The organism is Pseudomonas sp. B21-015, assembly GCF_024749285.1.
Lineage (GTDB): Bacteria > Pseudomonadota > Gammaproteobacteria > Pseudomonadales > Pseudomonadaceae > Aquipseudomonas.
This window is the reverse complement of record NZ_CP087196.1, coordinates 1,807,819-1,833,980: the sequence shown is the minus strand read 5'-3', so window position 1 is coordinate 1,833,980 and position 26,162 is coordinate 1,807,819. Positions and strand designations below refer to the sequence as shown.

General features: G+C 58.8%; 25 protein-coding genes. 10 read left to right on the top strand and 15 right to left on the bottom strand.

Annotated elements, in window-relative coordinates:
- Positions 1-54: 54 nt before the first annotated feature.
- Positions 55-2,511, top strand: coding sequence for an acyl-CoA dehydrogenase (locus LOY38_RS08325; RefSeq protein WP_258699595.1), 2,457 nt, complete (start codon positions 55-57; stop codon positions 2,509-2,511).
- Positions 2,512-2,611: 100 nt separating this feature from the next.
- Positions 2,612-3,019: a PA2817 family protein gene (locus LOY38_RS08320; RefSeq protein WP_258699594.1), complete on the top strand. Its 408-nt coding sequence runs from the start codon at positions 2,612-2,614 to the stop codon at positions 3,017-3,019.
- Between the two features lie 193 nt (positions 3,020-3,212).
- On the opposite strand, the gene LOY38_RS08315 is transcribed toward LOY38_RS08320, so the two are convergent.
- Positions 3,213-4,211: a LysR family transcriptional regulator gene (locus LOY38_RS08315; protein ID WP_258699593.1), complete on the bottom strand. Its 999-nt coding sequence runs from the start codon at positions 4,209-4,211 to the stop codon at positions 3,213-3,215.
- A 90-nt stretch (positions 4,212-4,301) separates the two neighbouring features.
- On the opposite strand from LOY38_RS08315, the gene LOY38_RS08310 reads away from it, so the two are divergent.
- The 3 genes from LOY38_RS08310 (at position 4,302) to LOY38_RS08300 (ending at position 6,431) form a co-directional block, all read left to right on the top strand.
- The gene (locus tag LOY38_RS08310) at positions 4,302-4,928 is read left to right on the top strand and encodes an alanyl-tRNA editing protein (protein WP_258699592.1); all 627 of its coding nucleotides are present in this window, start codon (positions 4,302-4,304) and stop codon (positions 4,926-4,928) included.
- A gap of 92 nt (positions 4,929-5,020) precedes the next feature.
- Positions 5,021-5,791 (top strand): 2OG-Fe(II) oxygenase, encoded by a 771-nt coding sequence (locus LOY38_RS08305; RefSeq protein WP_258699591.1) that lies wholly within the window; start codon positions 5,021-5,023, stop codon positions 5,789-5,791.
- Position 5,792: 1 nt separating this feature from the next.
- Positions 5,793-6,431 carry a LysE family translocator gene (locus tag LOY38_RS08300; RefSeq protein WP_258699590.1) on the top strand — a complete coding sequence of 213 codons (639 nt, stop codon included), beginning with the start codon at positions 5,793-5,795 and terminating at the stop codon, positions 6,429-6,431.
- A gap of 67 nt (positions 6,432-6,498) precedes the next feature.
- On the opposite strand, the gene LOY38_RS08295 is transcribed toward LOY38_RS08300, so the two are convergent.
- On the bottom strand, positions 6,499-7,740 hold the full coding sequence (locus LOY38_RS08295; protein WP_258699589.1) for an OprD family porin: 1,242 nt from the start codon (positions 7,738-7,740) through the stop codon (positions 6,499-6,501).
- 123 nt (positions 7,741-7,863) lie between these two features.
- Positions 7,864-9,147, bottom strand: coding sequence for an MFS transporter (locus LOY38_RS08290; protein WP_258699588.1), 1,284 nt, complete (start codon positions 9,145-9,147; stop codon positions 7,864-7,866).
- 283 nt (positions 9,148-9,430) lie between these two features.
- Between LOY38_RS08290 and LOY38_RS08285 the strand changes: the two genes are divergently transcribed.
- Positions 9,431-10,378 carry a LysR family transcriptional regulator gene (locus tag LOY38_RS08285; RefSeq protein WP_258699587.1) on the top strand — a complete coding sequence of 316 codons (948 nt, stop codon included), beginning with the start codon at positions 9,431-9,433 and terminating at the stop codon, positions 10,376-10,378.
- Positions 10,379-10,469: 91 nt separating this feature from the next.
- Positions 10,470-11,273, top strand: a complete 804-nt coding sequence (locus tag LOY38_RS08280; RefSeq protein WP_258699586.1) for a putative hydro-lyase — start codon at positions 10,470-10,472, stop codon at positions 11,271-11,273.
- 75 nt (positions 11,274-11,348) lie between these two features.
- Here the strand turns inward: LOY38_RS08280 and LOY38_RS08275 are convergent, their stop codons facing one another.
- The gene (locus LOY38_RS08275; RefSeq protein WP_258699585.1) at positions 11,349-12,713 is read right to left on the bottom strand and encodes an MATE family efflux transporter; all 1,365 of its coding nucleotides are present in this window, start codon (positions 12,711-12,713) and stop codon (positions 11,349-11,351) included.
- Positions 12,714-13,580: 867 nt separating this feature from the next.
- Between LOY38_RS08275 and LOY38_RS08270 the strand changes: the two genes are divergently transcribed.
- From LOY38_RS08270 to LOY38_RS08260, 3 genes are all read left to right on the top strand, one after another.
- Positions 13,581-14,810, top strand: a complete 1,230-nt coding sequence (locus LOY38_RS08270) for a type II and III secretion system protein family protein (RefSeq protein ID WP_258699584.1) — start codon at positions 13,581-13,583, stop codon at positions 14,808-14,810.
- 119 nt (positions 14,811-14,929) lie between these two features.
- On the top strand, positions 14,930-15,646 hold the full coding sequence (locus LOY38_RS08265) for a tetratricopeptide repeat protein (protein WP_258699583.1): 717 nt from the start codon (positions 14,930-14,932) through the stop codon (positions 15,644-15,646).
- Between the two features lie 18 nt (positions 15,647-15,664).
- Positions 15,665-15,937 (top strand): DUF3613 domain-containing protein, encoded by a 273-nt coding sequence (locus LOY38_RS08260; protein ID WP_258699582.1) that lies wholly within the window; start codon positions 15,665-15,667, stop codon positions 15,935-15,937.
- Between the two features lie 196 nt (positions 15,938-16,133).
- On the opposite strand, the gene LOY38_RS08255 is transcribed toward LOY38_RS08260, so the two are convergent.
- The 11 genes from LOY38_RS08255 to LOY38_RS08205 form a co-directional block, all read right to left on the bottom strand.
- Entirely contained in the window at positions 16,134-17,099 is a 966-nt protein-coding gene (locus LOY38_RS08255) for a type II secretion system F family protein (protein ID WP_258699581.1), read from the bottom strand.
- Between the two features lie 29 nt (positions 17,100-17,128).
- Positions 17,129-18,115, bottom strand: coding sequence for a type II secretion system F family protein (locus LOY38_RS08250; protein ID WP_258699580.1), 987 nt, complete (start codon positions 18,113-18,115; stop codon positions 17,129-17,131).
- Positions 18,112-19,545 carry a CpaF family protein gene (locus tag LOY38_RS08245; protein ID WP_258699579.1) on the bottom strand — a complete coding sequence of 478 codons (1,434 nt, stop codon included), beginning with the start codon at positions 19,543-19,545 and terminating at the stop codon, positions 18,112-18,114. The genes LOY38_RS08250 and LOY38_RS08245 overlap by 4 nt, the downstream gene beginning before the upstream one ends.
- A 3-nt stretch (positions 19,546-19,548) precedes the next feature.
- Positions 19,549-20,769 (bottom strand): AAA family ATPase, encoded by a 1,221-nt coding sequence (locus tag LOY38_RS08240; protein ID WP_258699578.1) that lies wholly within the window; start codon positions 20,767-20,769, stop codon positions 19,549-19,551.
- Positions 20,763-21,257 (bottom strand): TadE/TadG family type IV pilus assembly protein, encoded by a 495-nt coding sequence (locus LOY38_RS08235; protein ID WP_258699577.1) that lies wholly within the window; start codon positions 21,255-21,257, stop codon positions 20,763-20,765. The genes LOY38_RS08240 and LOY38_RS08235 overlap by 7 nt, the downstream gene beginning before the upstream one ends.
- Positions 21,257-21,736: a TadE/TadG family type IV pilus assembly protein gene (locus LOY38_RS08230; RefSeq protein ID WP_258699576.1), complete on the bottom strand. Its 480-nt coding sequence runs from the start codon at positions 21,734-21,736 to the stop codon at positions 21,257-21,259. The genes LOY38_RS08235 and LOY38_RS08230 overlap by 1 nt, the downstream gene beginning before the upstream one ends.
- Positions 21,737-21,744: 8 nt before the next feature.
- Entirely contained in the window at positions 21,745-23,085 is a 1,341-nt protein-coding gene (locus tag LOY38_RS08225; protein WP_258699575.1) for a Tad domain-containing protein, read from the bottom strand.
- Positions 23,086-23,159: 74 nt separating this feature from the next.
- Complete coding sequence (gene cpaB, locus LOY38_RS08220) at positions 23,160-23,966, bottom strand: Flp pilus assembly protein CpaB (protein ID WP_258699574.1); 807 nt, start codon at positions 23,964-23,966, stop codon at positions 23,160-23,162.
- A gap of 15 nt (positions 23,967-23,981) precedes the next feature.
- The gene (locus tag LOY38_RS08215; protein ID WP_258699573.1) at positions 23,982-25,316 is read right to left on the bottom strand and encodes an AAA family ATPase; all 1,335 of its coding nucleotides are present in this window, start codon (positions 25,314-25,316) and stop codon (positions 23,982-23,984) included.
- A 2-nt stretch (positions 25,317-25,318) separates the two neighbouring features.
- Complete coding sequence (locus tag LOY38_RS08210) at positions 25,319-25,849, bottom strand: prepilin peptidase (RefSeq protein ID WP_258699572.1); 531 nt, start codon at positions 25,847-25,849, stop codon at positions 25,319-25,321.
- 26 nt (positions 25,850-25,875) lie between these two features.
- Positions 25,876-26,067, bottom strand: coding sequence for a Flp family type IVb pilin (locus LOY38_RS08205; protein WP_123723044.1), 192 nt, complete (start codon positions 26,065-26,067; stop codon positions 25,876-25,878).
- Between the last annotated feature and the right edge of the window lie 95 nt (positions 26,068-26,162).

The following is a 26,162-nucleotide window of genomic DNA, read 5'->3' as shown; positions in this document are numbered from 1 at the left end:
ATGCCGTCTAAGCTCTGAAAGTGGTTTGGCCCTTGGCTTGACGGAGAATTGAATATGCTGCTGTTGTGGATACTGGTTCTGCTGGTCGGGATTGCCTATCTGGCACATCGCCGCACCGCGCCTCTGCCCGCTTTGGGCATCATCGCTGTCTATCTGCTGGCGATGGGCATCTTCAGACATGCGAGCCATGCACCCGTCTGGCTGCTGCTGATTTTCTGGGTGATGCTTGCGGCTGTGGCCGCCTTCCTGTTACTGCCGGACCTGCGCCGAAAACTCTTCACGGCGCCCATATTCAACTGGTTTCAAAAAAACCTGCCGCCCATGTCGCAAACCGAGCGTGAAGCCATTGAAGCCGGCACAGTCTGGTGGGATGGAGAGCTGTTCACCGGCCGTCCGGACTGGAACAAGCTGCTGGCCTATCCAAAAGCGCAACTGAGCGAAGAGGAACAGGCGTTCATCGATGGTCCGACCGAAGAGCTCTGCGCGATGGTCACCGATTGGCAGATCAGCCAGTTGATGGACCTGCCGCCCCAGGCCTGGGATCACATTAAACGGCATGGCTTTTTTGCCCTGATCATTCCCAAGGAATACGGCGGCAAGGGCTTCTCGGCTTATGCGCACTCCCAGATAGCGATGAAACTGGCGACCCGCAGCGGCGACCTGGCTTCCACCGTCATGGTGCCCAACTCCCTCGGCCCCGCGGAACTGCTGCTGCATTACGGCACCGACGAACAACGCAATCATTACCTGCCACGGCTGGCCCGTGGCGACGATATCCCCTGCTTTGCCCTGACCGGCCCGATGGCGGGTTCCAACGTCGGGGGGATGACCGACACCGGAGTGATCTGCAAAGGTGAATGGGAAGGCAAGGAAACCCTAGGCCTGCGCCTGAACTGGGAAAAACGCTACATCACCCTCGGTCCGGTGGCGACCTTGATCGGCCTGGCCTTCAAGGCCTATGACCCGGATCATCTATTGGGTGACAAAGTCGACCTGGGGATCAGTCTCGCACTGATTCCAACCCAGACCCCCGGTGTGGAAATCGGCCGCCGTCACCTGCCGCTGGGCGCCGCCTTCATGAACGGCCCGAACGCTGGCAAGGATGTGTTCATACCGCTGGAGTTCATCATCGGCGGTCAGGAGATGCTCGGCGAAGGCTGGATGATGCTGATGAACTGCCTGTCGGTCGGGCGTTCCATTTCGCTGCCTGCCATCGGTACCGCCGCGGGCAAGTTCAGCAGCCTGGTGACGGGCCAATATGCGCAGGTTCGCGAGCAATTCAACGCACCGCTGTCAGCCTTCGAAGGGATTCAGGAAGCACTGGCGCGGATCGGCGGCAGTACCTGGCTGATGGACAGCGCACGAATGCTCACCGCCAACGCGGTCGACCTCGGCGAAAAGCCGTCGGTGCCCTCGGCCATCATCAAATACCACCTCTCCGAACGCGGTCGCGAGTGCATCAGCCACGCCATGGATGTTCACGGTGGCAAGGCCATCATCATGGGCCCGAACAACTACCTGGCGCGTAGCTGGCAAGGTGCGCCCATTTCCGTCACGGTCGAAGGTGCGAACATCCTGACACGCAACCTGATGATCTTCGGCCAGGGCGCTATTCGCTGCCATCCGTTCGTGCTCAAGGAAATGGCCCTTGTGCACCGCGAAGACAAACAACAGGCGCTGATCGAATTCGACGCCCTGCTGCTCAAACACATTGGTTTTGCCGTGAGCAACGCCGCCAGCACCCTGGTGCTGAACCTTGGCCTTGGGCATTTCGAACACGTGCCCGGGGACAAGCTCAGCCAACGCTACGTGCGTGCCCTCAACCGGCAGGCCGCGGCTTTTGCCATGCTTGCAGACCAGTGCATGATGCTGCTGGGCGGCGAACTGAAACGCCGCGAACGCTTGTCCGCACGTCTGGGCGATGTGCTCAGCTACCTGTATCTGGCCTCCGCGGCGCTCAAGCGTTATCACGATCTCGATTCGCCGGAGCATATGCGTCCGCTGTTCGCCTGGGCCATGGAAGAGAGCCTCGGCCAGTCCGAACGTGCGCTGGACGAACTGCTGACCAACTTCCCGAACAAGGTACTCGGCTGCCTGCTGCGGGTGATGGTGTTCCCGTTCGGTCGCTGGCACAGAGGCCCATCGGACAGACTGGCGGCCAAAGTCGCCGCAGTCCTCGGCCGCGCCAAGGGCGATCCAACCCTTGAGGAGTTATTGGCGGGCTGCTATCGCCCGCAATCGACAGAGGATCCGGTCGGCGCGCTGCAGCACGCCTGCGACTTGCTGAACGCCGCCAAGCCGCTACAGAAAAAACTCAATACGGCACTGAGAAGTCGTCAGGTCAAACCCACTGTCGGGGAGTCTGTCATCGATGCCGCGCTGGAGGCTGGCGTCTTGCAACCGGTTGAGGCCCAGACCTTGCGCGAGGCAGAAGTGGCGCGGCGCAAAGTGATCGATGTCGATGATTTCGACAAACAGGTGTTGGTGCTGGGCAAAGGCAAGGTCCGCTGATCCAGCGTACCCTGGTCTTCCACGGGGCTCTTTACCATGTGTAAAAGGGACGCAGGAGCTTTATACTCCTGCGCCCGTTTTGCTCTTGAGGACTTATCTCGTGTCCAATGTCGTTGCCGATCACCTCGTCTTGCTCGACCACCTGCGCAGCATCCTGGTCGCCGTGGGTGAGGCCGAACAGGTTCCCGAAGAAAGCCATGCCTTGTTCCTGGAGCGCTTCGACGAACTGCGTGCATTGCTGCCGGTCGACCCGATCGAAAGCCAATACCTGGGCCAGGACATTCTGTGCCAGGTCATCACCCGCTATCCGCAAATCGCTCATCTGGTTCCGCGCGACCTGCTGTGGTACTTCGCCGGTGACTGCCTGCATTACATGCCCGATAATGAAATCGACCTGTACCAGGCCCTGGAAGAACGTCGCTTCGAAGCCGAACAGAACGATGAACCGTTCGACTGGAATCAGGAAAAACAGCTGCTGGCGATGTCGAACCAGGACAGCAAGCACTGATCCCCGGTCAGTAACGCAAAAGGCCCGCATGGTTAATCATGCGGGCCTTTTTTGTGGCAATTGCCGAGTGATGGGGTGTTTGGGCCACCGTCTTCGCGAGCAAGCCCGCTCCCACATTTGATCTTCAGTGGACACAGATTCTGTGTATGGCAGAAATCCACTGTGGGAGCGGGCTTGCTCGCGAAAGGGCTCTTCAGAGCAACCCATCACTCTCGGGCAACTCATACTCCGCCGCGACCTTGCCCGAATCACTTGGCTTGCCCGGCTTGCTCAAGGTCGGCTCCTTCTCCAGGCATTCCACCAGATAGTCGATGAATACCCGCAACTTGGGTGGTAGATAGCGGGTTGGCGAATGCAGCAGCCAGGCGCCTCCGTGATAGGAGGCCAGAAAGGTCCAGTCCGGCAGTACCTGCACGATCAGCCCTTGTTCCAGAGCATAACGGGCGGTGAAGTACGGCAGGCTGCCGATCCCGATGTGTTGCAATACCGCGCCCAGTCGTACACCCGTGTGATTGGCGGCATAACGTCCGCGCACACCGACGGTCACGGCTTTGGTGCCTTTCTTGAATTTCCAGCGCGCATCGCTTGGGGTTTCCCCCAGATAGATGCAGCTATGGTTGAGCAAGTCGTGGGGATGAGTCGGTGTGCCGTGCTCGGCCAGATACTGCGGCGTTGCGCAGAGCAGATGATCGATGGTCAGCAACTGCCGCCCCACCAGTCCCGCGGGCGGGCGATCGGTAATGCGGATCGCCAGGTCGACGTTGTCGTCGATCAAATCCACCTGGCGGTCCTCGAGTAACAACTCCACATCCACGTTGGGATAACGCCGCAGAAATTCCGGCATATGCGGATGAATCACGAACCGTCCGACAGCCTTAGGCACGCTGACGCGCACCAGCCCTTCCGCTTCCTGGGTGAACTGACCGCTGATTTCCATCACCGACTTCGCCGCGCTGACCATTTCCTGGCAACGCTTGAACACCTCTTCGCCACCGTCGCTCAGACGCAGCTTGCGCGTGGTTCGTTGCAACAGACGCATGGCGAGCGCCTTCTCCAGGCGTGAAATGCTGCGACTGACCGCCGAGGGCGAAGAGCCTGACTGGCGAGCGGCTTCGGAGAAACTGCCGGTCTCGACAACCTTGACGAAAATCGCCATTTCACCGAGCAGCGGCAGGGGAAGATTTATGCTCACAGCGCAACAGTCCTTTGATGGTTGAACGGATTATCACGCAATTCCACGATTCATATAATAAAAAAAGAAACTTTAATGAGGACATGGAATATGACGCTTCGCCTCTTTTTCCATAGTGATGACCTCAAGGCCAATGTGGAAGTTCTGGATTGCACCCCCCACGAGAACGAGTTCGCCGTGGTGCTGCGCGCCACACTGTTTCACCCCCAAGGCGGAGGGCAACCCTGTGATACCGGCTGGATCGGCGAAAGCCAGGTGCTGCGCGTGGTTCAGGATCCGGACCGGATCATCCATTTCGTCGATCACCCGGTAAGACTCGGCATGACCCAGATTCGGGTCGATCAGCAACGCCGTCAGTTCAATACGCGCATGCATTCGGCGGGGCACCTGATTGGTCACTTCGTCCAGGCCCTGGGCTGGATGCCGACCAAGGCCCATCACTGGCCGGATGAAGGACGTGTGCAGTTCAAGCCGGGCGAAAGTGCGCAGGACGTTGATGCCCAGACGATTCAGTACGGCATCAAGCAATGGATCGCCCATGACCTGCCGCGCCTGACGTCGTTGCGCGAAGGTGCCCGGGAAATCGGTTTCGGTGAATTGCCCGCCTACGGCTGTGGCGGCACCCATGTACGGAGCCTGAAGGATTTGGGCACCGTCACGATTGCTTCCCTTTCGCAGAAAAAGGGAACGCTGTCAGTCCACTACCACGTGGATTGAGCATTTGGGCGATGTCGACCCCGTCATCGCCTGACGCCGGGGGAGCCTGCGTTCGCGGGCTCTGTTGACTATCTGATAGATGGACCTAAGACATGATGCTTGACGTCAATCGTCTCGATGAGACGTGCATACAAAAACTGGCCAACGAAGAAGTCCTCGCCATCCGCGTCAAAGGCTTGTTGCCTCAGCCGCTGGCGATCCAGATCGGCGACAAGATTCTCGCCCCGGGCTTCGAAGGCTACATCAATGCACCGAGCATCGGTCGCATCGGCATGGCGTTTTATGAAGCGGAAAACCAGCCGCTGCTGATCGAGGACTATTTCGAGCGCGCCACCGGCAACATCGCCGAATTGCGCAGCCGTTGCGCGCCCTACTCCTCTCCTGTCGACACCCTGCGCTGCATGCTCGACGAGTCCTGGCCGGCAGGCGCGCACCTGGAAAACCTCTATGGCCGCAAGATGTATGTGGGGCTGTCCCGGGTCGTCAAACCCGGGGTGTGCTTCCTCGCCCATCACGACATTTTCGCCAAGGACGCCCCGGACAGCTTCCAGGCCAAAAGCCTGGAAGCGCAATTCGCCTGCAATGTTTACCTGAACATGCCAACCGAGGGCGGCGCGTTGCAGATGTGGGACCACGACATTACCCCGGACCAGTTCGACGAAATGCGCGGCGACAGTTACGGCATCGATCCGGCCCTGCTCGGCCCTCCGACCCTGGAGATTCGCCCTGAGCCGGGTGATTTCATCATGTTCAACTCACGCCGCATGCACTCGGTGACGCCGGGTGTGGACGATCCGCGATTGAGCCTTTCCTTCTTTGTCGGCTATCGCGGCAATGCTTCACCCCTTACTTTCTGGAGTTGAGATGTTTTCGAATTATCTGGGCGAGTTTCTGGCGCTGGCAACCATCCACTTCCTGGCCGTAGTCGCACCTGGACCGGACTTCGCCGTGACCATCCGCCAAAGCGTGCGTTTCGGCCGGTTGGTGGGTATCTGCACGGCTCTGGGCATCGGCGCGGGTATTTCCGTGCATGTGCTTTACACCTTGCTCGGCGTCGGCGCGTTGATGCACACCACGCCCTGGTTGTTGACGGCGGCCAAGGTCGTGGGGGGTGCCTACATCTTGTACCTCGGCGTAAGCCTGTTGCGCAGCAAACCCAAATCGGCGATTGAAGGCGATAAGGATGCAGAAGCGTCAACTGAACAGCAGTCCCTGTTCAAGGCCTTCAGCACAGGCTTTCTGACCAACGCCACCAACCCCAAGGCCACGCTGTTTTTTCTGGCCATTTTCACGACCATCATCAGCGCCTCGACACCGCTGCAGATTCAGGCGCTGTACGGGCTATGGATGTGTTTCGTGAACGCCTTGTGGTTCGTGATCGTGGCGCTGTTCTTTTCCAGCGCGCGGGTGCGATTGCTGTTCATGCGCATGGGGCACTGGTTCGAACGAACCATGGGGGTGATTCTGATCCTGTTCGCCGGTCGGTTGATTCTGTCGATGTAATACAAACGGCCCACACAGTCTGACTGGCGGGCCGTCGGTGTCATTTATTGCTCGATAGCCCAGGCCTTTACCAAAGCGCCAGGGTATAGCTGACGATCAAGCGATTCTCATCCAGATCATTGCCAAAGTTCGAACGCACCGACGCATTGCGCCATTTGAAGCCCAGGCCTTTCAAGGTACCGTCCTGCACCACGTAAGCGATATCGGTGTCGCGCTCCCACTCCTTGCCTTCACCCGGAGCACTGCGTTGCACGTTATCGCCCGAGATGTAGCGGGTCATAAAGCTCAACCCCGGCACACCCAATGCAGCGAAGTTATAGTCATAGCGCGTTTGCCAGGAGCGTTCGTCAACGTTGGCGAAGTCCCCGATCTGCACGAAGTTGACCAGGTACGGATCGCTGCGGCCGATGTACGGAAACGGATCGTCGCCGCTCATGCGCTGGTAGCCGAAGCCTAGCGCATGACCGCCGAGGCTGTAGGTAAATAACGCACCGAAAGCCTGGTTATCGAGCGCACGAAAGTTGCCATCTTCGGTGCTGCGCGCATAGCGCACATCGCTCTTGAGTGACTGGCCAGAACCCAGATCCAGCAGGTGCACCAAACCCAGGTAGTTTTGCTGGTAAATATTTTCCAGCTTGCCGTAGCGGTACTGCGCTGTCAGGTTCGGCAGGAACTGATAGTCAGCCCCGGCGAACTGGAACTTGTCGCTTTTCCCGCCGATACGGTTGGCGGTCATGTCCTGGTAGTCGGTGGAATCGACGAAGTTGATCTGCGTGAGTTGCCCGGCCGTCAGCTTCAATCGGTCAACTTCCTGAACATTGACCAGTGCCCCCTTGAACGTTCCGGGCAACAGGCGCGTGTCGTTGGCGTTCACCACCGGATCCTTGATCTGCAAAGTGCCGAGCTTCAGGGTGCTGTTGGACAAACGCACTTTGGCCGTCAGGCCCAACTCGCCATAGCGATCCTGAGAGCCGCCCGACAAATCCGGCGGCAACAGATTGGTGCCCGCCGTGCCGCCCCCGGAGTCCAGTTTAAAACCGGCCATGCCCAGTGCATCCAGACCAAACCCCAGCGTGCCAGCGGTATACCCGGACTCCATTCGCAACAGGAAACCCTGCGCCCATTCCTCGGCTTTGTCTCGCGCCCCTTCCTGGCGAAAATCGCGATTGAAGTAAAAGTTGCGAGCCTCCAGGCTGCCCTTACTGTCAGCAATGAAATCCGCCTGAGCGGCCGGTGCGCCGAGCAAGCTCAAGCCGAGCAATGTGCCGATCGGGATGTATAACCGTTGGGTGGAAAACAAAAAGTTCATGCCATGCTCCTGTTTCGGACGCGAGCGAGCCCTCTCGGGGGCGTTGCGATCGCAACCGATGTTTGTTGTCGATTAGCAATGGATCAGCGACGTCTGAGCACAATTGCCCAGACGTGTCGGGGCTCAGGACTCGAGTTGTCGACCACGGGTTTCCGGCAGGCTTAACGCGGCCAGAATCACCACGCCGTAGGCACCGGCAGCGAAGATGCCGATCCCCGTACCCATCGGCAGCCTGTCGCTCAACAATCCAATGAACAACGGGAACAGCGCCGCGATGGAGCGCCCGGCGTTATAGCAAAAGCCCTGACCCGAACCGCGCATGCGGGTCGGAAACAACTCGGTCAGAAAAGCGCCCATACCGGCAAAAATGCCCGAGGCGAAAAAACCCAACGGAAAGCCCAGCCAGAGCATCCAGGTGTTGTCGATGGGCAGTTGGGTGTAGGCCAGAACGATCGCCATGGAGCCGATGGCAAACAGGATGAAGTTCTTCTTGCGGCCGATGGCATCGGTCAGCAATGCACTGGTCACATAGCCGATGTAGGAGCCGACGATCACCATCGCCAGATAGCCGCCAGTGCCGAGCACGCTCAGGCCGCGCTCGGTTTTCAGGTAAGTCGGCAACCACGTGGTGATCGCGTAATAACCACCCAGCGCGCCCGTGGTCAGCAACGAAGCGCGCAAGGTGGTACTGAGCATCCGAGGCGCGAAGATTTCGAAGAAGGCCCAACGCGAATCCTTCTCCGGCTTGGCCTTGCGCTCAATGCAGGCCTGCTCGAAGGTGTCCGACTCCTTGACCAGTCGGCGAACCACCAATACAAACAGCGCTGGTACCAACCCGATCATGAACAACGCCCGCCAGGCCTCTTCCGGTGGCAGAAAACTGAATAACCCGGCATAGAGCAATGCCGTAAGCCCCCACCCCAGCGCCCATCCGGCCTGCACCATGCCCACTGCCTTGCCGCGATCCTGGGAGCGAATCACCTCGCCGATCAGCACCGCACCCGCTGTCCATTCACCTCCGAATCCAAACCCCATCAAGGTCCGGGCCACCAGCAGTTGCTCGTAGTTCTGTGCCAGTCCGCAGAGGAAGGTGAAGAAGGCGAACCACAGCACCGTCAGTTGCAAGGTGCGCACCCGGCCGATGCGGTCGGACAGTATTCCGGCGATCCAGCCACCCGCCGCCGAGGCCAGCAGCGTGCAGGTGCCGATCATCCCGGCATCGCCCTTTGAGATGCCCCAGGTGGCGATGAGGGTAGGAATGACGAAACTCAGCATCTGGGTGTCCATGCCATCCAGGGCATAGCCGATCTTGCAACTCCAGAAGGTACGCTTTTCATTTTTCGACAGGGGGCCGTACCAACTGAACGGGCCGGTGCGGCCCGAACCTGAAAGCACGTGGTCAGTCATGGTCTTTTCCATGGGGGTTCCTGCGGCAGCAAGCGAAGATGACGGACACGCCTCATTATTTTTTTGTGAAGGCGTTGTCGTGGGGGGCAGACGCAGTGGCTGCGTCGTGGAGTGGATTCTTCGCGCCAAGGCCAAACGGCGTCAAACGGGAAAAAAACGAGGTTATACATAAGAAAATTTGATACCCCCGGCGACGAACTCTGGAGTAACAATTGCAGTGCGCCGACCATGGTTTTCTGTGGAAAACCGTGCCCCCCTCTCCACGAGCGCCACGAGAACCGCCATGAACCTCAAATTCCTCGAAACCTTCGTCTGGGTCGCCCGCCTGCAAAGCTTCAGCCTCACCGCCGAGAAGATGTTCAGCACTCAGGCCGCTATCTCCAGCCGGATTGCCTCGCTGGAAGAAGAGTTGGGCCTGCGTTTGTTCGTGCGCGATTCGCGCGGGGTGTCGCTGACGCTCGAAGGTCTCAAGGTGCTCGACTACGCCGAGCAGATGCTTGAGGTCCAGAGAGCGTTGAAACACTCGCTGGACAACACCAATCCGCAACAGGGCCTGGTGCGCATCGGCGTGATGGATACGGTGATCCACACCTGGCTCAGCCCGTTGATGTCGACCTTGATGCAGACCTTCCCCGCCGTGGAAATCGAGATCACGGCCGACGCCGCACGCAATCTGTGCGAGCAGCTGCAAAAGGGCTATCTGGACATCGTTTTCCAGACGGACCTGATCCGCCACGAAAGTGTGCGCAACCTCGAACTGGCGCACTATCCCATGCACTGGATTGCCGCCAGCAATTCGATCTATGCCCGCCCCTATGCCTCACTGGCCGACATGGCCAGTGAGCGCATCATCACCTTCGTTAAAAACTCCCGGCCGCATCAGGACGTACTCAACCTGCTGCACGCCCATGGCATCAGTACGCCACGGGTCAGTTGCGTCAACTCGGTGTCGGCCATGACCCGGCTGATTCGTGACGGCTTCGGTATTGGTGCCTTGCCGGCCGCGCTGGTGGCCAAGCCCTTGGCCAGCGGCGAGCTGATTCAGCTGGAACCGGGCACCCGCTTGCCGCAACTGGATGTCGTGGCTTCGTGGCGCACCGGAGTCGGTCTGGAATTGATCGAGAGCATCGTCGACATGAGCCGCCAAGTGGTCTCCCAATATGCGGCGGATGTCGGCCCGCTTCGAATGGTTCCGGCACCCGGTCTCAACGGCCGACGGTCTCTTGAATAACTTTTAGTTGTCCGGGGGTAACAACATTCCTTGTTGGACGCCAGCGTCTCGGTTTCTTAAAAAGAACCCACGAACCTGTGGAGATGCCGTGATGAATCAGTCAGCCCTGTCCTTTGAACAATTACAGCAGCGCGCCCCTCAGGCCCTGCGCCAACACATCGCCGCCGGACACTATCAGGGCCACACCAGCGGCCTGGCCCAGGGCCGGGTGCAAGCCAACATCGTGATTCTGCCCAACGATTGGGCGAATGAGTTCCTCCGGTATTGCACCCTCAATCGGCAGGCCTGCCCGTTGCTCGACGTTACCGAGCCTGGGGATCCGTTTTTTCGCAACCTCGGCACCGCCATCGATATTCGCCATGATGTGCCCCGATACAGAGTCTATCGCCATGGGGAACTGAGCGAAGAACCGCTGGATATCGAGCATCTTTGGCAGGACGACCTGGTGGCCTTCGCCATCGGCTGCTCGTTTTCCTTCGAACAACCCCTGCTGGACGCCGGCATTGCCCTCAAGCACATCGATCTGGGGCGCAATGTCGCCATGTACCAGACGAACATAGACACCCGCCCTACCGCTCGCCTGAGCGGCAAACTGGTGGTGAGCATGCGGCCGATGAAAGCCGCCGCCGCGATTCAGGCGATTCAGATCACCGCACGCATGCCCAACGTCCACGGCGCCCCCGTGCACATCGGTGACCCATCGCTGATCGGCATCCACTCGCTGGACGCACCGGATTACGGTGATGCCGTGCCAGTCGAAGCCGACGAAATTCCGGTGTTCTGGGCCTGTGGCGTGACGCCTCAATCGGTAGTACAAGCCTCGCGCCCGCCCTTGTGCATCACTCATGCTCCGGGCTGCATGCTGGTAACGGATTTGTGGAATAGCGCTTTGTAAATGCGCGCAGGCTCAAGTTGAGCGGCCAACCGCGTCCCGTTCAACTACAGCTTCGACCTTTGCACGCGTCTCCTTTCAAGGAACGCCTTGATCCAGGTTGGTCTTGCTCCTGTGAATAAAGCGCCAACCCATCAACAGAGTGGCAACCGTCAACGCCGTGATCAACCCCAGCCATACACCCTGTGGCCCCCAGCCCAGGCCAAACCCCAAACTGACACCCAGCGGCAGCCCGATCCCCCAGTAGGAAAATATCGCCAGCATCATGGGCACGCGGGTATCTTGCAAACCGCGTAACGCCCCTGCCGAAAGCATCTGCAAACCATCGGGAAATTGCAGTGCGGCGGCGTACAAAAGCAGTGTCGAGGCCAACGCCGTCACGGCCAGGTCCCGACTGTAAAGACCGGCTATCGCTTCGTGTCCCAACAGTAGCGCCAAGGTCGACAACGTTTGAGTGAATGCGACCAGAACATACCCCGCCCATGCAGCTCGCCTTACTCCATGCCGATCACCACGACCCAAGGCATGACCGACACGCACGGTGGTTGCTTCCGCTACGGCAACCGGGATCATGAAACACAACTGCGCCACATTGATCGCTATCTGATGTGCAGCCAGGGAAGCCGCGCCCAGGCGCCCGATAAGCAAGGAGGTGACAATGAACAGGCTGCCCTGCATCAGAATCGAGATTCCGATCGGCAGCCCAACTCTCAGCAAATCGCCGATAGCGGCCCGATTCGGCAGCTCGAAGCAAGCGAACAATTGCAAATGTGCCATGCGGGGCGTTCGCCAAAGATAGAGCGCAAAAACCAGCGCCTGCAGCCACATCATAATCGCCGAAGCGATACCCAGCCCCTGTGCACCGAGTTCGGGAAAGCCCAGCTTGCCGTTGGTCAAGACATAGCCCAACGGAGCCAGCACCAGCAGGCCACCAAACCCGAAGAGCATGGTAGGCCGCATCCAGTGCATGCCCTCGCATAGATAACGCATGCAAAAGAACACTGTCAGCGCCGGGCTGCCCCAGCGGACCGCATGCAAAAATGCCTGTGCCCCCGGAATGATCTCCTCTGCAATGCCCGCAACGCCAAGCAACGTCGGTACTACGCTGAGGAATACGAACATGATCAAGCCAAGTCCAAGCGCCAGCCAGATTGCCTGGCGAAATACGGGGCCGACCTGCTCGTATTGACCGGCCCCGTGCAAACGGGCCACGTAAGCAGTCAAGGCGATCAACGTGCCAATCGGCACCAGCATCGGCAACCACAACAACGCAGTGCCGACGGTGACCGCTGCCAGCGTATCGGTTCCATGTTGGCCGGCAATGATGTTATCCACGAAGGCAATCAATCCGGTCGACACATGCCCCATCACCAACGGCAGAACCAGAACAGCGGTGGAGCGGGTTTCCTGAACGAACGAACGTGGCGGCAAATCGTGAGACATCGGAGGGATATCCTTGGGATTAGAAAGATTTTCTGCAGATCCGGCGACTGCCAGAGTGCAGATCGGCAAGCCCATCTTTATCCCAAAAAATCTGCTCCCTGGCAGTCAGACATTTCTGTTTTTTACTATTTCGCTGTAGGAAATTTGTATCGATTGCAGCTACTCCCGAAGTGTCACAAGACGGGCAGCCTTGGAAACGTACGAACCGGCATACAGGCAGGAACGCCGCTCAATGACCGGCCATGTTGATGAGATATGCAGCATGAATTGCACAGAATTACTTGCAGCACTACACATAGCCCACTGTTTCATACAGCGTCCGGGCGTCATGCCAATGTTTACGTCGCCTCCCCCCGTTTTTTTTCAGAAACAACCCCGTAGTTGACTGAAAGTTTTTTTTGAAGCATGGCGCTTTGCTTCGGTTGAACTACCTTTCAAGCAAGAAGAAGTCATAACAGTTTGAATTTCCACATTAGGTTCAGCGATCAGATAGCGGATTGGCAAAAGGAGTTACCTCACTATGGTCCTGACAAGCGTTTTGCGGCGCTGTGCGCAGATTGCCGGTTGCTTTTTAGGGGAGTCAGGTCGGCGGACAATGCCGTCCTTAGCTGCTATTGCCGTCGAGGCGAGGCTATCGCTCTGCTCGGCAAGCCAGGCATCTGGATCACTAAAAACCGTTTTAGCGAAGGTCGCTCGCTGTGCAGTCAGGCCAGCGTATTGGACCCGCTTGTGCGTAGCACCAAAGAATGTTGCCGGGGCCATGAATCCATTGCTCTGGCGGGGTAGAGGGCCGACCCAGGCCCCGTGTAGTGATCCGAGGCAACTCAGTTAGCCTCAAAGATGGCCTATTCAGCGAGGATGCACTTAATGAGCTATCGTACCGTGCCCGCTTTCAAGCGAGTTATCCATGGCCTGTTCTGGATAGGCCTCAGCGTGGATGCGGCTCAGGCCGCGCCGGCAAATTGTTCGCAAATGGACAGTTTGCCGACAACGTTCGAGGTCGGTCAGGGGCTTCAGAATGAACTGCGCACCCCTGTTCCAGTGACGCAGCTGGCGGTGGGCGACCCGAAAATTGCCGACGTGCAACCCAGCGGCAACAACACCAACGCCTTCATACTCACCGGTCTGACACCGGGAGCCACCAGCCTGATGGTCTGGACCGCCTGTTCGAAAACGCCGCGCCAAAGCATGGTGTTCGTCAAGGGCCGGGCCACTGCGGCGCTGACCAGCGTGTCGACGGGGCCTTCCGAAGACCCGCTGCTGCCAAGCCAGGTGCAGACCGATATCCGCTTCGTTGAAGTCAGCCGGACCAAACTCAAGGAAGCCTCAGCGTCTATTTTCGGCACTCGCGGCAACTTCCTGTTCGGCTCGCCGAGAACCTTGCCCACCATCGGCGGCATTGTCACGCCGTCGGTGCCGGTGGACAACGGCACGTTCAACCTCAATTTTGCGACGGGCAATACCCTGGTGGCGATCAACGCGCTGGAAGGCAGCGGTTTCGCCTATACCCTGGCGCGGCCAAGCCTGGTGGCGCTCAGCGGGCAGAGTGCGAGCTTCCTGGCCGGCGGTGAAGTACCGATTCCGGTGCCCAGTTCAGGCAGCGATAACGTGTCCATCGAGTACAAGGAATTCGGTATCCGCCTGACCCTGACGCCAACCATCGTCGGGAAAAACCGTATCGCGCTGAAGGTGGCGCCGGAAGTCAGTGAACTGGACTTCACCAACGCTGTGAGCATCGCCGGCACCATAGTCCCGGCGCTGACCATACGCCGTACCGACACCAGCATCTCCCTGGCCGACGGCGAAAGCTTCGTCATCAGCGGCCTGATCAGCACCCGCAACAATTCCCAGGTGAACAAGTTTCCGGGGCTGGGCGATATCCCGATTCTGGGCGCGTTCTTCCGTGATAACTCCATCAACCGTGAAGAGCGCGAACTGCTGATGATCGTCACCCCACATCTGGTCCAGCCCTTGGCTGCCAATGCACAACTACCGTCATTGCCTGGCGAGCAGCTGCGTAATTACGACCCGAACTTCTACCGTATGTTCTTCCTCGAAAATGGCGATTTCGACAGTCGTTCCGGGCTCTCGCAATGAGCCAGAGCCTGAATCAGACTTGCCTCGCCCTCACTCGTAACGGTGATCTTGAGCGCTTGCCAAGCCAGCTTTACTGCCATTGGCCCGGCGTTCAACGTGTTGTAGCCAGAGGACACTCGATGAAAGCAGTCATTGCAATAGCAGCGACATTAATGCTCACAGGTTGTGCAACTAATGGCCTGTCTTCGCGACCGGCTGAGTGTGCCAAGCCCGGTTCGGATCAAGAGTTGGCCTTGAACCTGGCCGACAACATGGTCAACGAAGGCCGTTTGTATGCCAGCCTGGCGAATCTGGAAGGTTTGCCCGACAGCCTGGTCCAGGTTCGCCTGCGCAAGGCTCGGGTACTGCGCTTGATGGGACGTAAAGACGCGGAGCCGTTGTATCAAAGCTTGCTCGGCACCTGCCTGGCCGCTGACGGGGAACATGGTCTGGGCCAGTTGGCCGCGGCCAAAAATGATTACGCCACTGCTACCACTCACCTTGAGCGTGCAGTGAAGATGGCCCCCACCGACGACAGGATGCGCAACGACCTGGGGGTGGTCTACCTCAATCAGCGACGGATCCCTGAGGCACGCTTCGAGTTCATGACGGCCATGGAGCTCAAGCAGTCAGATTCACTGGCGGCACTCAATATGGTGACGCTGCTGATCTATCAGGATAACTGGAAGGCGGCTGCCGAACTCGCGAACCGCGCCAGCTTGAGCCCCCAACAAGTCGCAGAGGCTCAAAACCGCGCGGAAAAACTCAAGGCCTCTGCCAAAAAAGCGGTGGCTTCGGAGGGGAATCGCAAGACTGAGGCAGTCGTCGATGCCTCAGCCGGCGCTGCGATCAAGTAGAACGTACGAGGAGTCGAGATGAATACCAAAAGGCTGTTGATTGTGTGCATGGCTTGCCTGTCCACCAGTGCCTGGGCTATTGAGCCGGGTCCCTCCTCGGCGCCGCAAAAAGGCACCGAACAGTGGATGCAGCTACAGATTCGTGGTGTGGTTGCCTCCCCTATACTGCAAACCGCTTCGGCCACCGAACGTGACCTGGCCATGCAGCGTTGGCTGAACAGCTTCCTATACCCGATTCCAGAGTTTTTTGATCAGGATGTAGGCGGCGACGCCACCAGCAGCAGCAACTAAGATACGTCAATGGGTGATCAGCCTCTGGCGTAGTCCAGAGTGGCCTGGCTAATAAGCCAGGCTTAATCATGCGTGCAGAAAAATACAAATCAGTACGAGGTGAAGCAGGCGATGGGAGTGAATGCCCCTCCGCTCGCCTGCTCCACCTCGTACTGATGCAGTACAGCCATCCCGTTCAATAGCAAATCATGCCTGCTCACTTCCCGAACGTCTTGAGTACTCCGATCATGGCGGGGCCTATGGCTATCAAAAAGAAGCTCGGCCACAGACAGAAAATCAGCGGGAATATAAGTTTGGTACCAATTTTCGCCCCCGCCTCTTCGGCGGCCTGCGTACGCCGGTCACGGAACTCATCGGCATAGATGCGCAGAGTATCGGCCACGCTGGTACCAAAGCGGATGCTCTGCGCCAATAGACTGACTAACCCTTGGACGTCATCCAGACCGGTGCGCACAGCCAGTTGTTTGAGCGCTTCGGTACTGGAAATACCCGCACGGATTTGCGCATTGACCAGGGCCAGCTCTTCAGCCAGTTCAACCTGACTGACCGACATCTCTTCAGCCACCCGCTCGATCGTAAGGGGCAAGGCCAGGCCCGACTCCACGCAGACCACCATCAGGTCCAGGGCATCCGGAAAGGCCGCACGCAGTCTGCCCTGTCTAGCCTGCTTGCGTTTTCCAACATACAGCGCGGGTGCCAGCCAACCGACAGCAGCAGCCGCTAACACTAGCAACAACCCCGTAATCAGAGAAAGTTTGGGGATTATCGGCAACACCAATAGCGCAAGGCCTACCAATATCAATGGCAACAGCAAACGCACCGCCCAGTACATTTGAACAGCCGATTGTGAGCGATAACCAGCGTGCGTCAACAGGGTTTGGGTGGCAGACGTTTGAGCCCCATCAGTCGAGCCAAAGCGTTGGCCGACCCGTTCCAGCAATAATTGCAGATTACCCGGTACGTCCTGCCCGGCTGTACTCCCTGAATGACCGCGTTTGATCAGCGCCAGACGACGCTGTACGGGGTCCTGCAGCCCCAACAGCAGTAGCACCACGGTAACGATCGCGAGCACTGCACTCAGACTCATCGCACCGACAAACAACAGGCGCGCCATCTCCTCATTGCCTGTCACTCGATTGAACAACCCCAGCAAATAGTCCATGACCTGCACCTCCACATGGTGAATAAGGCTTAAACCTGTATCCGGATGATTTTGCGAATCCAGAAAATCCCGATCAACATGGAACCAAAAGCCCCGAATATAAGCTTATGGCCGATCGGGTCATTGAGCAGCAGCGGCAAATAGTTAGGGCTGGTGAACACGATCACTGCCGCCAGCACGAAGGGAATGGCCACCAGTATCCAGGCCGACATCCGCCCTTCGGCCGACAGGGTCTTGACCTTGCGCTGGAAGCGAAAGCGCCCGCGGATCAGGCGACTCAGACGCTCCAGCACTTCGGTCAGATTACCGCCGGTCTCGCGATGAATAAGGATCGAGGTCACCAGCATCATCACCGTCATGCTCGGCATCCTCTCCAGCAGGCCGAGCATGGCCCGACGCACATCGTTGCCATAGTTGATATCGGCAAAGGTCAGGCCGAACTCATGGGCAACTGGCCCTTTGTGTTCCTCGGCGACCAGGCGCAGGGTTTCATTGAACGGGTGCCCGGCGCGCAGGGCACGGCACATGGCATCCAGTGCATCCGGCAGGCCTTCCTCAAACTCGGCGAAACGTTTGCCACGGTCACGAGAAATTTTCAGCAGGGGTACCCAGAACACTACGAAGCCCACCAGCAGCGCCATCCACCAGACCGACGAAATCATCCAGATCGAGATGCCCGCACAGGCACCCAGGAACAGCCCGAGCACTATCACCCGATAGGCACGATATTCATGGCCAGCCTGCTCGATCATCTGTGTCAGGTTCGCCATAAAGGGCAGCTGTTCAAGCCAGGCCTCCAGTGGCGACAAACGTGTCAGGTATTTCTGCCGCAACACCGTCTGCATGTTGGGCAGATTGTTGGCTTTCTCCAGTACATGCAAACGGCCGCGGATGCGCTTGCGCATCTTGCCGGCCTCGCCGAACACCGGCACCACCACGCCCTGGGACAGGAGGAATACGGCAATGAACACCATGCCGAGGAACATCAGAATGAATTCACTGGGAATGTGGTTCATGGCTGCCGTGCCTCCATCCATTCAGGCCTGAACATATTAAGCGGCAATTCGATGCCGCGTTTGGCCAGTACATCACGGAAAGCCGGGATCATGCCGCTGGGGCGATAGTCGCCGAGCACTTCGCCGTTTTCGCCCATGCCTTGGCGCGCGAAAGAGAAGATTTCGGTCATGGTGATGATCTCGCCCTCCATGCCGTTGATCTCCTGCACGCTGACCAGGCGACGCTTGCCGTCTTCCTGACGTTCCAGCTGAATCACCACATCAATGGCCGAAGCGATCTGCTGACGCATGGCCTTGATCGGGAAGGTCGCCCCGGTCATCGACACCATGTTCTCGATTCGCCCCAACGCATCGCGTGCGGTGTTGGCGTGGATGGTGGTCAACGAGCCATCGTGGCCCGTGTTCATGGCGGTCAGCATGTCCAGCGCCTCGGCGCCGCGCACTTCGCCGATCACAATGCGGTCCGGGCGCATCCGCAGGCTGTTGCGCACCAACTCCCGCTGACTCACCTCGCCACGCCCCTCGATATTCGAAGGCCGGGTTTCCAGACGCACTACATGAGGTTGCTGCAGTTGCAGCTCGGCCGAGTCTTCGATGGTGACGATCCGCTCGTTGTGCGGGATGAAACTGGACAGCACATTGAGCATGGTGGTCTTGCCGCTGCCGGTACCGCCGGAAATCAGCACGTTCAAGCGCCCGCGGACAATCGCCTTGAGCAGCAGGGCAATGGCCGGAGTCAACGTCCCCACCTGGATCAGGCTGTCGGTATTGAGCAGGTCCACCGCAAAGCGGCGAATCGACATGCTCGGACCGTCAATGGCCAGCGGCGGGATAATCGCGTTGACCCGCGAACCGTCCTTGAGCCGGGCGTCCACCAACGGTGAAGACTCGTCGATACGCCGACCCAGGCTGGACACGATGCGGTCGATGATGTTCAGCAAATGCTGATCATCGCGAAAACGCACATCGGTCCTTTGCAGTTTGCCGAAGCGTTCGACATAGACCGAGGCATAGCCGTTGACCAGGATGTCGGACACGCTGTGGTCGGCCAGTAATGGTTCCAGAGGCCCCAGACCGAGCACTTCATCAGTGATCTGCTTGATGATCAACTGGCGGCTGGCGGTACTCACCGGCGCCGAATGCTCATCGAGCAGGCGCAGGCAAATATCGCGAATCTGCCGCGTGGCCTCGGCCTGTTCCAGGGAGTCCAGCAAGGACAGGTCCATGACCTTGAGCAACTGCTGGTAGATCTTTTCCCGCCATTCGGCTTCCACCGGGGTGACCTGGCTTCTGGTTTCGTAAAGAACGTCCGGTGTTGCACGCTCCCACGCCATTATTTCTTCTGCCGGGTCCAGCAGGTCGTCGCTCAGCTGGGCAGCGGTGGGTTTACCGGACTGTTTGCGCAAGCGGTTACGAAAGTCGCTGATCATGGGTCATCCCCCGAAAAAACGGTTGAAGGCGCGTTTGAGTAAGCCTTTGTTCCCGGCCACGTGTTGACCGACCAGGTCCTCGGTCATGTCGCGCAAGGCAGCAGTAATCGCGGCCCTCGGCGCATGCAGCCCCAACGGCACGCCAGTGTTCTGACTCTGGCTGACCAGGTTGAAGTCGTTGGGTAATTTCGACAGATTGGTGCAGCGCAACGCCTCGCCGATATCTTTGAGGCTGATCGCTCCCGCCTTGTCATAGCGGTTGACCACAATCTGCAATTGATCCCCGCGCACGCCCAGGTCATCGCGAAGAATCCGCACCAGGGCGCTGGCATCGCGCAGATGGCTGACGCTCTGTTGCACCACCACGTACACCCGATCCACCTGTTCCAGCACGGAGCCGGTGAGGTGGTCGATTTGCCGCGGCAGGTCGATCACCACCCAGTCATAACTGGCGCGGGCCAACTTCAACAGGGCGTCAAGTTGTTCGGGTTGGGCATCCTGCGGCAGACACAGCTCACCGGCCCGACCACCCAGCACATGCAAGGTGGGGCTGAAGTGACTGCAAAAACCGCGTAGCGCGACACTGTCCATGCCGTCGATCTGGTGCAACACCTCCAGATGGCTGTGCGACTGCGCCACATCCAGATAATGCGTCACGCTGCCAAATTGCAGGTCCATGTCCAGCAACAGGGTACTGCCGCCCTTGGCACTGAGCTGCTGGGCCAGGTTGCAGGCCACCAGGGTTCCGCCGGAGCCGCCCTTGGCGCTCATCACGGCGATCAATTTGCCTTCTGCTCCGCTACCGATCCGAACCTCCATGACCAGCCGATTCAAGGCGGCGACCAGTTCTGTCTCGGCAATGGGTTCGGGCAATACGTCACGGGCGCCGGCCTGCATCGCCATTCTCATGCCTTCCTGATCGCTCAGCAGGCCGCAGACCAACATCGGCGGACGCTCATGGGCTGGGTGCAGCAACAGCGCCGCCAACTCCTCACGCCACAGGTGGCTGACGCGTAACAGCAACAGATCGGGCATGCGGTCCAGACCGTAGAGCGGGTCGACATGCCCGTTACTCACCAGGCGAGTGCTCACCTCCAGGCAAGGCATGCGTTGGCAGACGCTCTGCAGATCGCGCAAAGAGGTGGCATCACGGCTGCTGATCAGCAACCGGAGCCCGGCTTTGCCAGTCGAACTGGACACCGGCGTTTCCTTCATATTCAGCATGGTGTGATCTCCCCGGAATCGGAATGACGCCCGAGGCTTTCGCGTGGCAAGGTTGCCCTGAATGTGGGCAGGGTAATGGGCACGCCAATCCCGGGAATAAACAGATTGAAAACGAAGTTTTGCAGACTCAACCGGACGTAGCGGATGGCACGAAAGCCGTTGACCCCACTCGTGTCGGAGGGGTTGGCCACCTGAGCACCGTTTACGTCCAGATAGGTCAACGTCAAGTTGGTGGTGGCCAGATCGGTGATGATCTGGCTCGCACCGGCGTCGGTCGCGGCATTGAAGATCGCCCGCCGCAACACCACCGGATCACTGATATTGCACACCGACGCCAGGCGCGCACCACGGCGCACGACTTCATCTAGCGCATTGATCGTGAAGTACAGGCGGCCGATTTCCAACGCGCCGAACAACAGCGTGAATATCAGCGCGCCGATGATGGCGAACTCCACCACATAGGTGCCTTGCATGCGTTTGCGATTCATCACAGTGCCCTCATGACAGTGGTGGCGACCAGCGGAATGCTCAGCGCAATCGGATTACCGAAAAACCCGGGAAGCGATCCGGTGCAATTGCCACCGCCAATCACCGGGCAGAATGTAAAAGTGATGGTGACTCGCACATGGTCGGTGCCCACGGCGGCGACGACCACGTTGTTGGCCGTCAGTCCTGACAACACCGCAGCTCCGCTCTGGCTGGGCACACCGTAGACCGCAACGTTTTTCGTCTGGGTCTGCAGCGTATTGCTCAGGGAGATGGCGCCGAGCGTCGAGTCCCAGGCCTGGCTGGCGACGAAACGGTCGGCATCACGACTGGCCTGTAGCAGGACGTTGTACTGATAGAGCATGCGGCCGAACTCACCGAAGGCCAGCAACAGCAACAGCAACACCGGCAGGGCGAGGGTGAACTCCACCATGGCCAGGCCTTGCTGGCGCCGCGGATGTTTAAACGTGTGAAGTCTCATGACGCCTCCTATGAGTCAGTGCTCGGAGTGCCGCTGCCGTTGAGATAGGTTTTGTAGAGCTGAATGATCTGCGGGCCGACATCGCTCGTCGGATTAGGACCGGGCACGTTGTCGCCTTCGCACTCTTTCACGAACTGGCCGAAGATCTGCGCTTCCGTGCCGCCATTACTCATTGGTTGCACCACGAAATAGCAACCAAAACCCAGGACGGGGACCGAGGTGGTACCGCCCTGTTTACCGGTGCAGTTGCCCACCACGATTTTCAGCATCCGGCGCTCGAACACCCCACCGCTCTGGCAACCACTGCCGCCTGCCACACACGCGGCAGTGCTCGCACGCCAGTCGTTGTAGTCAAGTATCGCGTTGCTGCCCGCGGTGAGATTGCCGTTGCTCGATGTGACGGGCTGCCCCTTGTACTTCGTTGGCGGGGTAACTGAGGCGTCGTAAGTGATCGCGGGGGTGCTGGACGTGGTCACCAGGTCTGGCGGATAGTCCGAGGCACTGACCGGGCCGTTGTAGATGCCGAAGCGCGTATTCAGGCCTTGAGAGGTAGGGCCGACCTTGTTGCCAGGGGCGGTCTGCACGTTGTCTCCCACATTGCGGCAGACCGAGCCGCCTCCGGCCAGGTCATCCCTGACCGTACTGCCGCCCGAGCCAAAATCGAGCAACTGGAAGTTGCCAGGGCCAATGGGAGAGGAATTGCCGGCAGCCGTCTTCAATACCTGCAAATCACCAAACTGAAAACCCCAGAACATGCCGGCGGCCGGGTCGTATTTAGTCGGGTCGCCGCAGACCATTAAAGGTGCAAGATCACAGGGGCTGGTAGGGCTCGGGCCTGCGGTGGCGATCGCCGACACCGCTTTGTTCCCCAGGCCGCTAGTGCCGAAGGTCTGAACGAAGTTCCAGAAAAATCCCGTCAGGCTATAGGTTGGTACCGATACCCGAACGTATTTGGCATTCGCCGGCCCAGGATAGGCGAACGGGCCATAGACGCTGCTTGCCAGTTCCACCACCGCAAATGTGCCTGCGTTGCCACCGATAGCCGTGGCCAATTCGCTATTACCCGTGGCATTGGCATTTTGCGTCAGCGTATTGAGTGCGGCAGTGCGTGTTACGCTGGCAATGTTGACACCACCTTCCACCTGAAGCAGGGTTTTGGCACCACTCAGAGCGGCGGCGTCTACAGCGTTTTGCAGGCGGGTCTTGTTCAACAACATGTGACTCACGTCGAGCGCCAAACCCGCCATCACTAAAATCGCCGCCAACGCGATTACCATCAACACGCTCACCGATCCTTCCTGGCGCCTTGGCGTCGCAGTGAACGGCTGCCGAATACGAAGATTCATCATCAAGCCCTCATTGCCGATACTGATCCGGATCGGCTCCGCCAATATCTTGGTGCCCAGGCACCCTTACCGTCGTGTCAACGTTTGACTACACTGGTTTGGGTCCCGCGGATAATGGTGACAACCCCACCAACCTCGCCATTGCCGCGGCGCACCACGCGTTTTGGCGCTGGGGCAGCAGCCAACGCCATGACCGGTGCGGCAGGCGCAACGGGCGCGATTTTTTTCTCGGCGTTCAGCGGATTGCGCAGGGTCAGTTGCAATTTCCCTTCCGTTTGCGCCGTGACCAGGGTTTCAGCCTCTGCGGTCGTCATCTCCAGCGTCACTGCGCGCACCACCACCGGCTGGGTCTTGTCGGTACCTGCGGTCTGGTCCACTGCCAACACCCGCAAGTTCTCGAGGATGGTCTTGGACACGGCGTTGTTGCCTGTGCCATCTGTGCGTTTGGTTGCCAGTACATCGACCCGATTACCCGGTAACAGGAACCCGCCCACGCCGACTACATCGTCCACGCGTACCGATATGGCACGTTTGTCTGTCGCAATCAAAGAAGCCAGGGTACTGCCCCCCAAATGCTCACTCAGACGCGCGCCGCGCATGATGTCGCCCTTCAGGATGTCGAACGTTGCGATCTTGCCCACTGCCTTTTCGCTGGAGTCGAAAGCATCGTCCGGTATCGTGTCTATGGGCATGCGCATAGTCGTGACTTGTTGAGCCTCGACCATCTGCCCGAATGGAATCTCGACCGTGGCGACTACCACGCTTCGAAGGTGATCATCCGGGCTGGCATTGAGCCGGGCGCTCAGCCAGGAGTCGGCCATCCATGCAGCACCAAGGCCCATGACCAGGGAAACGCCTACCAGGGTAAGAGTACGAGAGCTCATGTCAGTATCTCCGTATCAAAGAAAGTCGAGCTGGACGAAGTAGTTGTGCCAGGCCCATTCCAACTCTTGCGGTGACAGTGGTCCGGAACCACCCATATAACGCTGACGATCGAGCGCCATGTTCAGGAGATCGCGGGGATGGCAAGGCACCAGGGGCATGCCTTCACTTGCATAAAGCCTTTGCAGCACATAACGCAGTAGCAGCGGGTCAAAAGGAATGCCCAGGCGCTCGCTTTCCTGACGCCAGATCTTTTCGTACTCCTCAGGCTTCAGGTAACCGAACTGCAGCTTGTAGCCAATCCGGCGGAGGAAGGCCTCATCGGCCAGTTCCAGGGGATTGAGGTTGGTGGAGAACACCAGAATCAGATCGAACGGCAGCTCGCAATGCCGACCGCCGCCCAGATTGAGGAAGTCGCGTTTCTCTTCCATCGGTACGATCCAGCGGTTCAACAGCTCGGCGGGTGCCATGCGCTGGCGTCCCATGTCGTCGATGATGAACAGGCCATTGCTGGCCTTGAGCTGCAAGGCGGCCTGGTACTGACGGGTGAAGGGGTCATAGCGAACGTCCAGCTGTTCCATGCTCAGCTCGCCACCCGTAATAACGATCGGGCGTTTGCAGCACAGCAGTCGACGGTCGATCCCTTCGTTGAGCATCAGGTTGTTCTGTTGACTGCTTTCATCGAGCCGCTGATGTACCTGCGGATCGTAGATCTCGATCACCGATTCGTTGATGACGATGGCATGAGGTACCCAGATGGCCTCGGCGAACAGACGAATCAGCCGACTGCTGACATACGTCTTGCCGGTACCCGCAGGGCCATAAATCATGATTGCCCGTCCGGAGTTCAGCGCCACGCCCAACTGATCGAGCATCCCTTCGGCAAGTACCACGCCAGCAAGGGCGTTGTGCATATCGTTGGAGTTGATGCGACCATGGTGAATGGTCTGGATTTTGATCAAGGAACGGTAAGAACTCACCGGGAAGGGTGCCGCGCCGATGTAGCCACTGCGCGACAAGGCATCTCGGGCGGAACTGCGACCGCGCTCGGTCAGGCCATAACGCAACATCTGCCCACTCGTCGTTTGCGGCCCCATCTGGCCCAGCACTTCGACACGACCATCCTTGCGCAAGAACGCCAGGACTTCTTCAAGTACAGCGCCGGTCAGTGCCAGGCGCTCCACCAGCCGCGGCATGTCCAGCACGCCGGCGTCATACAAATGCTTGCACACCAACTCACCGAGAAAACTGTCTGACAGACCAGTTTCGCGAATACTGCACGGCTGAGGAGCCAGTCGTTGCACCGCTTCTCGATCACTGGGGTAGGCATCACTATCGACGATGACGTGCATGACTAACCTCCAAATCCACCGGCAACGAGTTGCCAGTAGACGCTGTTCAACGTCCCGAGCAGGATCGCAACCGTATAAGGAAAGGGCTTACCGGCCACCTCGTCCGAGCTCGGGGCCATATAGGACCGCGCCCGAAGCATCAACCGATAACGTCCCAGGGTCTGCAATAATTGACCGCGCATCAGCACGATCAGGAAACCGCACAAGCCTCCCCATAGCAGACTGAAGAACACAGCCCACAAGGCGTAATGGGGGGGTAGGAAACTGCCAACCATGGCCATCAGCTTGACGTCGCCTGCCGCCATGCCACCCAGGGCATACATAGGCATGAACAGCGCAAAACCGATCAGGAGGCCCATCAGGCCATCCCCCATCCCGTTGATCCCACCTGAATAAGTCTGGCCGGCCAATCCCAAGGCCAGACCTACCAGGATCAGCAGGTTGGGAATGCGGTGGCGACGCAAGTCGCTCACCACCGCCACGCCCAGCAGTCCTATCAGCACAACGGTCGCAACCAGCTGTTCCATGGACATTGCGTATCTCCCTAACAGAGTTGTTATTAGCAAGAACCAGGAACAATGGCGTTACAAATAGCCCTGATTCTGGTATCCACAACCCCGCCGAGAAGCGTGAACGCCCCGACAACAGCTACCGTGATCAACCCACCTGCCACCGCGTACTCCACAATGGTCAGGCCGTCTTCGTCTTTGGCGAACTTCACTACCGAAGCCTTGATTGTTTGCATGATCATTTTGCCCACCTCACTCGAATGTTGTTTTTTCGGAGGCAGTGCGTTCTGCTCTGCCTGGATGCAACACTAGTCAGGGGCAAGGCATAGGCGTTAGG

Coding starts and splice junctions, on each gene's coding strand:
- LOY38_RS08255 (WP_258699581.1), bottom strand. CDS start 17,099: ATGGACTATTTGCTGGGGTTGTTCAATCGAGTGACAGGCAATGAGGAG.
- LOY38_RS08305 (WP_258699591.1), top strand. CDS start 5,021: ATGATGCTTGACGTCAATCGTCTCGATGAGACGTGCATACAAAAACTG.
- LOY38_RS08205 (WP_123723044.1), bottom strand. CDS start 26,067: ATGATCATGCAAACAATCAAGGCTTCGGTAGTGAAGTTCGCCAAAGAC.
- cpaB (WP_258699574.1), bottom strand. CDS start 23,966: ATGAGCTCTCGTACTCTTACCCTGGTAGGCGTTTCCCTGGTCATGGGC.
- LOY38_RS08300 (WP_258699590.1), top strand. CDS start 5,793: ATGTTTTCGAATTATCTGGGCGAGTTTCTGGCGCTGGCAACCATCCAC.
- LOY38_RS08235 (WP_258699577.1), bottom strand. CDS start 21,257: ATGAATCGCAAACGCATGCAAGGCACCTATGTGGTGGAGTTCGCCATC.
- LOY38_RS08230 (WP_258699576.1), bottom strand. CDS start 21,736: ATGAGACTTCACACGTTTAAACATCCGCGGCGCCAGCAAGGCCTGGCC.
- LOY38_RS08295 (WP_258699589.1), bottom strand. CDS start 7,740: ATGAACTTTTTGTTTTCCACCCAACGGTTATACATCCCGATCGGCACA.
- LOY38_RS08210 (WP_258699572.1), bottom strand. CDS start 25,849: ATGTCCATGGAACAGCTGGTTGCGACCGTTGTGCTGATAGGACTGCTG.
- LOY38_RS08215 (WP_258699573.1), bottom strand. CDS start 25,316: ATGCACGTCATCGTCGATAGTGATGCCTACCCCAGTGATCGAGAAGCG.
- LOY38_RS08240 (WP_258699578.1), bottom strand. CDS start 20,769: ATGCTGAATATGAAGGAAACGCCGGTGTCCAGTTCGACTGGCAAAGCC.
- LOY38_RS08325 (WP_258699595.1), top strand. CDS start 55: ATGCTGCTGTTGTGGATACTGGTTCTGCTGGTCGGGATTGCCTATCTG.
- LOY38_RS08280 (WP_258699586.1), top strand. CDS start 10,470: ATGAATCAGTCAGCCCTGTCCTTTGAACAATTACAGCAGCGCGCCCCT.
- LOY38_RS08270 (WP_258699584.1), top strand. CDS start 13,581: ATGAGCTATCGTACCGTGCCCGCTTTCAAGCGAGTTATCCATGGCCTG.
- LOY38_RS08245 (WP_258699579.1), bottom strand. CDS start 19,545: ATGATCAGCGACTTTCGTAACCGCTTGCGCAAACAGTCCGGTAAACCC.
- LOY38_RS08260 (WP_258699582.1), top strand. CDS start 15,665: ATGAATACCAAAAGGCTGTTGATTGTGTGCATGGCTTGCCTGTCCACC.
- LOY38_RS08290 (WP_258699588.1), bottom strand. CDS start 9,147: ATGACTGACCACGTGCTTTCAGGTTCGGGCCGCACCGGCCCGTTCAGT.
- LOY38_RS08310 (WP_258699592.1), top strand. CDS start 4,302: ATGACGCTTCGCCTCTTTTTCCATAGTGATGACCTCAAGGCCAATGTG.
- LOY38_RS08250 (WP_258699580.1), bottom strand. CDS start 18,115: ATGAACCACATTCCCAGTGAATTCATTCTGATGTTCCTCGGCATGGTG.
- LOY38_RS08225 (WP_258699575.1), bottom strand. CDS start 23,085: ATGATGAATCTTCGTATTCGGCAGCCGTTCACTGCGACGCCAAGGCGC.
- LOY38_RS08275 (WP_258699585.1), bottom strand. CDS start 12,713: ATGTCTCACGATTTGCCGCCACGTTCGTTCGTTCAGGAAACCCGCTCC.
- LOY38_RS08285 (WP_258699587.1), top strand. CDS start 9,431: ATGAACCTCAAATTCCTCGAAACCTTCGTCTGGGTCGCCCGCCTGCAA.
- LOY38_RS08265 (WP_258699583.1), top strand. CDS start 14,930: ATGAAAGCAGTCATTGCAATAGCAGCGACATTAATGCTCACAGGTTGT.